This is a genomic window from Corynebacterium sp. HMSC071F07 (genome assembly GCF_001810285.1).
In the GTDB taxonomy this organism is placed as follows: domain Bacteria; phylum Actinomycetota; class Actinomycetes; order Mycobacteriales; family Mycobacteriaceae; genus Corynebacterium; species Corynebacterium simulans.
In genome coordinates this window covers 102,503-110,025 of sequence record NZ_KV800708.1, presented here as the reverse complement: position 1 = coordinate 110,025, position 7,523 = coordinate 102,503, and the positions used below count along the sequence as shown (strand labels likewise).

Sequence of the window (7,523 nt, the reverse complement as noted above, 5' to 3'; positions counted from 1 at the left end):
CCCTGTCGGTCAACTGGCTTTTCACCCCATTGGGCGAAATCGGCACCGCGGGCGCCGGTGGCTGCTGCAGCGCGCCCTGCCCTAGCGTTGGTTGCCGCATTCGTGGGTCCGGTGCGGCTTATCGATAACCTGCTGCTCGATTAAAGCAGGTGCTGGACGGCTTCGCGCTCAGCGCGCAGCTCCTCTACGTTGGCCTGGATGCGTTCGGTCTGGAACTTACCAAGCTCTAGGCCCTGCACGATTTCCCAGGTGCCGTTCTTGGCCACGGTGGGGAAACCAAAGATAAGGCCCTCGTCCACGCCATAGGAACCATCGGAGACCACCGCGGCGGTGCGCCAATCCTCGGTGCCGTGGATCCAATCGTGCATGTGATCGACTGCAGCAGAGGCAGCAGAAGCAGCGGAGGAATGACCGCGGACCTCGATGATTTCCGCGCCGCGCTTGGCCACCTTCGGAATCATCTCCTCGGTGTACCACTTCTCATCTACCTCCGCGTTGGAGTAGCTAAGGTCTGGGAACTGGGTGGCGGAGTGGTTGCCCCAGACGGCCACCTTGGTGAACTCTGCGGTTGGCGTGCCGGTCTTGAGCGAAAGCTGGCTGAGCGTGCGGTTGTGGTCTAGGCGCATGAGTGCGTTGAACTGGCTGGCGTCCAGGTCTGGTGCGCTCTGGGCGGCTATGTAGGCATTGGTGTTGGCTGGGTTACCGACGACGAGCACGCGGACATCGCGCGCTGCGTGATCGTTGATGGCCTTGCCCTGGACAGTGAAGATGGCGCCATTGGCCTCGAGGAGGTCCGCGCGCTCCATGCCCTTGGAACGTGGGCGCGCGCCCACGAGGAAGGCGGCCTTGGTGTCCTTGAAGGCCACTGCTGGGTCATCGGTGACGGTGATGCCGCGCAGCAGCGGGAAAGCGGAGTCAGCCAACTCCATGGCCACGCCTTCTGCGGCGCCTACAGCGTCGGGGATTTCCAGCAGCGCGAGCTCAACCGGGGTGTCTTTTCCGTAGACGTCGCCAGCAGCGATGCGCCACAGCAGCGAATAAGCGATGTTGCCGGCTGCTCCAGTAACGGTTACTTTGACGGGCTTCAATGCTGACTCAGTCATGTGCAATCCTCCTGCGGGATGTGGTGAAACAAACGTGTTCTTAAAGCCCACCTTAGCCTTGCGCGCAGAACTTATGCAGCAGGTTACTCCCCTCTTTTGGAGTCAATCGAGATCACAAAATTGCGAAAATTACCCCCGAATATCCCGCAGTTCATGACTTTATTTTCACTTGAAACTCGGAAAAGTTGGTTTTTGGGCACTATAGGAAGGAGAAAGAAAGAGTCTTAAAGGAACAGATTCATCTCGCACAGGACTTACAAGGACGGAAACAATGACCATGGACGCCACTGATTCGGCTTCGCCCGATTCCGTCGGCACCGCCGAGCTTACGGGCTCCGTCGACAAAGTAATCGACGTCGCCATCGAGCAGTTCTCCAAGTTGGGATTCGCTGACACCAAGTTGGACAACATTTCCCGCCTCGCCGGCATGTCCAAGCGCATGATCCATTACCACTTTGGAGACAAAAAGGGCCTGTACCAGCAGGCCCTCGCGGTTGCGGCACGCCGCCTCAACCCACCGGCAGGCAGCCTTGAGCTGGACTCTGCAGTCCCAGTGGAAGGGGTACGCACGCTCGTAGACTGGCTTTTCAAGCAGCACGTTGAGCACCCAGAGGCCATCCGCATGATGACGATGGAGACCTCCACCGGCGCGCTTGATGGCGGCCACGCGCTAATCGACGTCTCCGAAGTTTCCCTTCACTTGGACAAACTTTTGATGCTGGGCCAGGACTCCGGCGCCTTCCGCCCGGGCATTTCGGCCAACGATATCTTCACCCTCATTGCCTCCCTCACGATGTACCGCGTGACCAATCGCTCGATGATGCAGAATTTGTTGGATATCGACATGCGCAGCCCCGAAAACACCGACGGCATGCACCGCATGGCTGTCGACGCAGTCCTGGCATTCCTTACCGCCAACATCCCGGATTCCGGGCACGGCTCCTACCTCACCACCAGCGCCGCCGACGAAGACAACGACGCTAGCCCGCAGGATATCTACTCCAGCGACGAGGAGCAGGCCACATCGGACATTTACGAATAAAGCCTAAAAGAGCCGCCTTATAGAAGGCGGCTCTTTGAGCATGTGGGGTTAGACGGAAACGCGTTAGCTAGGCAGATTCCTTTTCGGCGTCAGAATAGACAAACTCCGGCTCGCCCTCGCCTTTAACGCAGGCCTCGGTAATGTGCACGGCCGTGATGTCCTCGCGGTCTGGCAGGTCATACATGATGGGAACGAGCAGCTCCTCCATGATGGCACGCAAGCCACGAGCGCCGGTCTTGCGCTCGAGCGCGAGCTCGGCAATGGAGCCCAAGGCCTCGTCTGCGAAGACCAGTTCCGCGCCATCCATCTCGAAGAGGCGCTGATATTGCTTGATGAGCGAGTTTTTCGGCTCCACCAAGACCTTGACCAAGGACTCACGATCGAGGTTGTCCACGGTGGCCACAACCGGCAAGCGGCCAATGAACTCCGGGATTAGTCCGAACTTTACGAGATCCTCAGGGCGTACCTCAGAGAAGAGGTCGAGCTTCTCGCGCTCGCTGGCGGTCTCGAGCTTCGCGCCAAAGCCCACGCCCTTCTTGCCCACGCGCTCTGCGATGACTTTATCGAGGCCAGCAAAGGCACCAGCAACGATGAACAGAATGTTCGAGGTATCGAGCTGGATGAACTCTTGGTTGGGGTGCTTACGGCCACCCTGCGGCGGGATGGCGGCTACGGTTCCCTCCAAGATCTTCAGCAGGGCTTGCTGCACGCCCTCACCGGAAACGTCACGAGTAATGGATGGGTTTTCGGACTTGCGGGAAATCTTGTCCACCTCATCGACGTAGATGATGCCGCGCTGCGCGCGCTCTACGTCAAAGTCTGCGGCCTGCAGGAGCTTAAGCAGAATGTTTTCTACGTCCTCGCCCACGTAGCCGGCCTCGGTAAGGCTGGTGGCGTCGGCGATGGCGAAAGGAACATCCAACATGCGAGCCAGCGTCTGCGCTAGGTAGGTCTTGCCGGAACCGGTAGGACCGAGCAGCAGGATGTTGGACTTAGCGATCTCGACGTCCTCATCCTCGACCTTCTTGCGGCGGCTTTCCAGGCCCGCTGCTTCTTCTGCCTTGATGCGCTTGTAGTGGTTATAAACCGCCACAGAAAGCACGCGCTTGGCCTGGTCCTGGCCGATGACGTACTTATCAAGGAAGGAGGAAATCTCCGAAGGGCGCGGAAGCTTTACTTCCTTCTCAGCATTGTCAGCCGCGGCGGCTGCGCCGAGTTCTTCTTCGATGATCTCATTGCACAGCTCGATGCACTCATCACAGATGTAGACACCGCCGCCGGCGATGAGCTTTTTCACCTGTTTCTGGCTCTTGCCACAAAAGGAGCACTTGAGCAGGTCAGCGCTTTCTTGCATACGTGCCATTAAGGTCTTTCCACTCGCTTTTGATTATTGATTGTGGTGGGAAGATTCTAGGATGCCAATCCTTTGCATCCGGCGCCCTTAAAAAGAACGCGTCCCACAGATACCTCCACCTTAGTAAATCAACGCGACACCGCCCTCATTCATTCCTCCGCGTGGCGCAGCCTCAACCTCTCCTTGAGACTTCCCTTTTCGCAGTTCACATACACTATGCGCCGGCTTTCAGCAGGCAACGCAGGGACCAAGAAAACGGCAACGACGCCGCGGCGTCGTAACCAGCGGCGTCGGAAAGCATCGGCTCCTTTTAGCGGAAGGTGGCGAAGTTCTTAACCACCCAGCGGCTGACTGCCAGGACCAGCAGACCCAGAACGATGGAAGCGATGCCCAGGGAGATAAAGAAGGTATTCTCCGCGCCAGCGTCCTCCGGGTTGTAGAAACCAGCCAGGGAGCCAGCCAGGGAGGTACCCATGGCAACGGCCATCATCCACACCGCCATCATGCGGGAGGGGAAGGCACGTGGCGCGACCTTCGTAGCAAGCGCGTTACCAACCGGGGACAGCAAAAGCTCGCCCATGGTGAACAGGAAGAGGATGCCAATGATGGCAAACATCGGCGTGGAATTTGCACCGGTACCGGAGTACGGCAGGAAGAAGAACAAGGAAATACCGATGATGATGTTCGCGGCGCCGAACTTCACTGGCGTGGACCACTGACGGTTACCGAGCTTGGTCCACATCGTTGCGAAAATCGCAGAGAAGACCACGATGAAGACCGGGTTGAAGGACTGCACCAGTGACGGCGGAATCTCGATGCCGAAGAAGTTACGGTCCAAGCGCACATCCGCGTAGATGGTCATGACGGTGAACTGCTGCTGGAAGATACCGAAGAACAAAACACCAGAGACAAACAGCGGGATAAATCCCAGCAGACGCTTCTTCTCTTCCGCATCAACCAGCTCGGAGAAGTACATCTGGCACCACAATACGATTGCCGCCAACAGCGCAACGACGGTGACGATGTTGGATAGCCAATCGACCTTGACAACGCCGGTTGCGATGGAAATTACCGCAATTGCCACGATGCCAAGGACGGCAGCTAGGCCGAGCAGCATCTGCTTGCTGCTAGCAGGGTTCGGGACCTCGTGGCCTGCATCCTTGATGGTGGACTTGCGCATCAGGGTGTACTGAATCAGGCCCGCGAACATGCCGATTGCCGCGAGGCCAAAGCCCCAGTGGAATCCCTTCCAGCCCCACATGATTGTTGTGACAAACGGGCCTAATAGAGCGCCGATGTTGACACCCATGTAGAAGATGGAGAAACCACCGTCACGGCGGGTGTCATCACGGCTATATAGCGAGCCAAGCACCACCTGGGCGGTGGTCTTCACGCCGCCAGAGCCGATGGCAATGAGAACCAAACCAATCGCCAGACCAATAACGTCCGGAATAAACGCCAGAGCGATATGACCGAGCATCACCAGGTTCGCGGAGTAGAACAGGGTGCGCTCCGGGCCCAAAATTCGGTCTGCAACCAAAGAGGCCAAAAGGCAGGCCATATAGACCAGACCGCCGTAGGCACCAACCACGGACGTTGCAGCGGTCTTGTCCATGCCTAGTCCGCCATCGGTGACGGAGTAGTACATATAGAGCAAAACGATCGACTGCATGCCGTAGAAGCTGAAACGCTCCCACATCTCGATGCCAAATAGGTTGGCTAGGCCCCACGGATGCCCGAAGAACAGTCTTTCTTCAGGCTCCGTTTTGTGTGCTGTCGCGCCAGACAGCTGCGTATTGTGATCTGACATATAAATAGTTGACCACTAATTCTCGGTAACAACAAATCGGTTGGTTGCCCGAAATATTTGTTAAAGCACGCGGCTGCAGAAAGTTCCACGTCATGGCCCCGCACTGCGAAAACTTTCACACTTATATTTGCAGCCGAATCGACCAAGGGCCGGAGCATCAATCTCCGCTTCTGCCGCTTGCTCTTGACGACACATCAAAGCTCATTTAGGGTTACCCACATGGGTGGTAAACCCACAAACCCACAAACCGCTTTGTTATCAGTCACGCATCCGAAAAGAGGTCTCATGGGCAATCCCCTCCCCCTCTACCAACAACTCGCCAGCGGCATCCGCGACATGATCATGTCCAGCCAGCTCGCCCCCGGCGACCGCGCCCCCAGCACAAACGAGCTTTCCGCATTCCACTCAGTCAACCCCACGACAGCGTCCAAGGCCTTAACCGCGCTCTTCGACGAAGGCCTGCTCGAAAAGCGTCGCGGACTTGGAATGTTCGTCACTCCCGAAGCGCGCACCCGCATTGCAGAAAAGCGTCGTGCCGCATTACACGAGGATTTCGTCGCACCGCTTCTAGCCGAAGCACGAGCCCTCGGAATCACAACGGCTGAGCTCATCGAACTCATCAAAAGCGAAGGAGAATAACCATGCACACTATCGAGGCAAAAGACCTCCGAGTAAAGGACTTTCTCCACGCTCACTCGATCCGATTGAAGCCCGGAATCTACGGCATTATCGGTACCAACGGTGCGGGCAAGACGACGCTTATGAGAGCGATTGCGGGTCACCTTCCAATGACATCCGGCTCTATCGAGACTGCCCCAACTGCCCTTGCACGCACCGGCGCTGACATTTTGCTGGCGGGGTACACAGTAAAAGATCACCTTCACATCGCCCAGAAAGCGCGAGGTGAACTCGACATCGCCTATGCGAACCGTCTCTTAGCCCGCTTTGAGCTTCACCCCTCAGAGGTCTGCTCGAGGCTTTCCACCGGCAAGCGCCAATTGATTGCCAACATCACCGTTCTTGCTGCACGCACGCCTGTCACGCTGATGGATGAGCCTTTCACTGGGCTAGACGTACCGACGCGTGAGGTACTGCGCCAAGTCATCATCGAACACGCATCCCACAACGACGATTGGACGTTACTTCTATCCTCACATCGCGCCGAGGATCTCGCTGGCCTCGTTGAGGGGCTCATCGTCGTGCAGAAAGGCCGCGCGATTGGTCCACTTCTGCTCGACGAACAGCGGGAACTATATCCACTGTTCACGGGCGAGAGCAGTGCCGTTGATGACGCAGTTGCCGCACTCACGGGGAGCGTCGTCAGCCAGCAAAAGCTCGGGCGAACCTCTCGCGTACGTGTCCAACTAGCGGAGCCGCTGAATACTCCTCTCCACGGCATAGACACCGATTTCCCAGACGACGTCCAACTCATCGACTCACTTGTATCCGCACAGCTTTAAAGGAGCAACACCATGACCGCACTCGTTTCGGCACACCGAAAGACAATCGCAGTATTTGCACCCCTCATCATTGTGCTCGCCGTGGGCGCTTACCTAGTTCCGCATGACTCCAGCCAAGTTAGCGTTAATCCCACTTTCTGGATCATCTTCTCGGCTATCTTTTGGGCGATACTTTGCGCAAGCGCAACCTCGCAGTTCAAGGTTTTGCGCAGCCTCGATATGCCGCAGAAGCGGTGGCAGATCGCAGCTCACGGGTTTGCCATCGTGGGTTCCGTCATCTTTGGACTCGTCGCCGCCGCAGCACATTACATCGCGGTATCCGCAGGCGTTGATGTCGATAGCTCTTTTGAGGTTGCTGTCAACGGCGATACCGGCACCCTTCCAACTTGGTTAGCTCATTTGCTTTCTGTCCTGGCATTCCTGACCACTTACCTCGTTGCGGGCTATGCTGGCACGGCGATAGGGATGCTCTTCAAAGCGCTTGATAATAGAAGTATCGCTATGCGAACCATCACCGCCGCTGGAGGCATTCTCCTAGTCTATTTCCTAGCAATCGCGATAAACTGGGCCGCATACACCTTCAGTATCCCAATCGAGGCACCGTACCCAGGCCTATTCATTTTCAGCGGTATCGCTATCATCGTCAGCGTTGTGCTGATGTGGCGGCTGCCTAGACACATCCATCCGTAGAACGGGTTTGGGTGACGCACCAAGCCCTATAGAAACCCTAAAGAACTAAAACCAAAGCCCTTGC

The 7,523-nt window shown here is 57.0% G+C and carries 7 protein-coding genes; 4 read left to right on the top strand and 3 right to left on the bottom strand.

Annotated elements, in window-relative coordinates; all coding sequences use genetic code 11:
- Positions 1-140: 140 nt before the first annotated feature.
- Positions 141-1,103 carry a malate dehydrogenase gene (locus HMPREF2724_RS05620; RefSeq protein WP_070498044.1) on the bottom strand — a complete coding sequence of 321 codons (963 nt, stop codon included), beginning with the start codon at positions 1,101-1,103 and terminating at the stop codon, positions 141-143.
- A 271-nt stretch (positions 1,104-1,374) separates the two neighbouring features.
- On the opposite strand from HMPREF2724_RS05620, the gene HMPREF2724_RS05615 reads away from it, so the two are divergent.
- A complete protein-coding gene (locus HMPREF2724_RS05615; protein ID WP_082787679.1) occupies positions 1,375-2,145 on the top strand; it encodes a TetR/AcrR family transcriptional regulator in 771 nt (256 codons plus the stop codon).
- Positions 2,146-2,212: 67 nt separating this feature from the next.
- Here HMPREF2724_RS05615 and clpX read toward each other — a convergent pair whose 3' ends face one another.
- Together clpX and HMPREF2724_RS05605 are read right to left on the bottom strand one after the other, a co-directional pair.
- Positions 2,213-3,508 carry an ATP-dependent Clp protease ATP-binding subunit ClpX gene (gene clpX, locus HMPREF2724_RS05610; protein ID WP_061924143.1) on the bottom strand — a complete coding sequence of 432 codons (1,296 nt, stop codon included), beginning with the start codon at positions 3,506-3,508 and terminating at the stop codon, positions 2,213-2,215.
- A 301-nt stretch (positions 3,509-3,809) separates the two neighbouring features.
- The gene (locus HMPREF2724_RS05605) at positions 3,810-5,309 is read right to left on the bottom strand and encodes a peptide MFS transporter (RefSeq protein ID WP_070587538.1); all 1,500 of its coding nucleotides are present in this window, start codon (positions 5,307-5,309) and stop codon (positions 3,810-3,812) included.
- A gap of 285 nt (positions 5,310-5,594) precedes the next feature.
- Here HMPREF2724_RS05605 and HMPREF2724_RS05600 point away from each other — a divergent pair, with 285 nt between their 5' ends.
- From HMPREF2724_RS05600 to HMPREF2724_RS05590, 3 genes are read left to right on the top strand one after another with little or no spacing between them, the layout of a single operon-like run.
- The gene (locus HMPREF2724_RS05600; protein ID WP_061924149.1) at positions 5,595-5,948 is read left to right on the top strand and encodes a GntR family transcriptional regulator; all 354 of its coding nucleotides are present in this window, start codon (positions 5,595-5,597) and stop codon (positions 5,946-5,948) included.
- Between the two features lie 2 nt (positions 5,949-5,950).
- Positions 5,951-6,769, top strand: coding sequence for an ATP-binding cassette domain-containing protein (locus tag HMPREF2724_RS05595; protein WP_061924153.1), 819 nt, complete (start codon positions 5,951-5,953; stop codon positions 6,767-6,769).
- A 12-nt stretch (positions 6,770-6,781) separates the two neighbouring features.
- Positions 6,782-7,459 carry a hypothetical protein gene (locus HMPREF2724_RS05590; RefSeq protein ID WP_061924156.1) on the top strand — a complete coding sequence of 226 codons (678 nt, stop codon included), beginning with the start codon at positions 6,782-6,784 and terminating at the stop codon, positions 7,457-7,459.
- Positions 7,460-7,523: the final 64 nt, after the last annotated feature.

Coding starts and splice junctions, on each gene's coding strand:
- HMPREF2724_RS05620 (WP_070498044.1), bottom strand. CDS start 1,103: ATGACTGAGTCAGCATTGAAGCCCGTCAAAGTAACCGTTACTGGAGCA.
- HMPREF2724_RS05615 (WP_082787679.1), top strand. CDS start 1,375: ATGACCATGGACGCCACTGATTCGGCTTCGCCCGATTCCGTCGGCACC.
- clpX (WP_061924143.1), bottom strand. CDS start 3,508: ATGGCACGTATGCAAGAAAGCGCTGACCTGCTCAAGTGCTCCTTTTGT.
- HMPREF2724_RS05605 (WP_070587538.1), bottom strand. CDS start 5,309: ATGTCAGATCACAATACGCAGCTGTCTGGCGCGACAGCACACAAAACG.
- HMPREF2724_RS05600 (WP_061924149.1), top strand. CDS start 5,595: ATGGGCAATCCCCTCCCCCTCTACCAACAACTCGCCAGCGGCATCCGC.
- HMPREF2724_RS05595 (WP_061924153.1), top strand. CDS start 5,951: ATGCACACTATCGAGGCAAAAGACCTCCGAGTAAAGGACTTTCTCCAC.
- HMPREF2724_RS05590 (WP_061924156.1), top strand. CDS start 6,782: ATGACCGCACTCGTTTCGGCACACCGAAAGACAATCGCAGTATTTGCA.